The sequence below is a fragment of the Endozoicomonas sp. SESOKO4 genome (assembly GCF_024606275.1).
Genome location: NZ_JAHHPS010000247.1, coordinates 1 through 1197 on the forward strand (window position 1 = coordinate 1; position 1197 = coordinate 1197).

Here is a 1197-nt window from a genome sequence, read left to right on the forward strand (position 1 = left end):
CGAAGGAGCAGGTGGAAGCCTTTATCTCCATGCCCTGCCTGAAAGAGGGCTGGAGGGAGGGTTGCGATGAAGCCGTTCAAAACAACCCGATCGATCGGAAACTGCTCATGCGCATTGCTTCCATGAATGATGGTAATGGCTTCCCGACCAAGGAGCAGGTGGAAGCCTTTATCTCTATGCCCTGCCTGAAAGAGGGCTGGCAGCCGAACCTTGATGAGACCGTTAAAGACAGCCCGATCGATCAGAGACTGTTCGCGCATATTGCCTGCATAAGTTCTCGACAGGGCTTCCCGGCTGAGGCGGACTTAAAAGTGTTTGTTCAGTGGCTGCCAGTGAACAACAGGAAACATTGCCTGAAGATGACCAGCCGGGTGTTTAAAGGCTCCGGGCTGCCCGAACAAAGCCTGTTGACGGCGAACGAGAGAGCATTTCGCCCATATCTTCCCGATCTTCCGGAACTCGCTATAGAGAGTGACTGCGAGATCAGTGATTCCGATGATGAGTGGGAGGAAGACGATGCAATGAATGTATTGCCGTCGTTCAGTTCGGCTCCCAAAAAATGGCGTATGACGATTGAAGAAACCATGAAAGTCCTGGCGCTGTTCAGTTCAGCCTCCAGAGAGTGGCGCATGACGATAGCGGAATTTGAACAATACCTGACCGCTTTCACAAACGCCCGCAACGAAAGAATGCAGGTGCTTTATGCCCTGGCATCGTTGATACCCATGCTCTTCAATCATGGCGGCGCCGGTGTTCGCTTCTGGCTGGCGAGACATAATGAACACCAACAAGACCAGAACGTACTCAGCAAGGCGCTCTCAATTCCCGCCTCCCTGGATACTGTAAAATTTGCCCTGACGCAGCTGCCTGAATCCGAGTGTCTGGATTGCATTACGTTGTGTAAAAACCTGAGCCCGATTCCTGACAAAGCGCAATGGCAGGCACTGGAGCCACTGAGGCAAAAGCTCAAGCGGCAATTTATCCTGACACAAAGCAGTCGATGGACGGTAGAGATTATCTGCTCACAGCCAGAAGCTAAACGGCCGGGCTATGTTGAAAAGTTCGATAGTTTCTCCGAAACGGTTCCTTCCATCCGTCAACTGTACCGGATACACCAGGCATTGGGATGGCGGAAAATGCAAGGTTTCCTGGATGCCTGTATTGCCCGGCAGACTGCAAATTCCCTCAATCTGAAAG

The 1197-nt window shown here is 52.0% G+C and carries 1 protein-coding gene; it reads left to right on the top strand.

What is annotated here, in order from left to right:
* Positions 1-1197: hypothetical protein (locus KDK16_RS04510; RefSeq protein ID WP_257274881.1), on the top strand; the 1197-nt coding region annotated here is incomplete at both ends.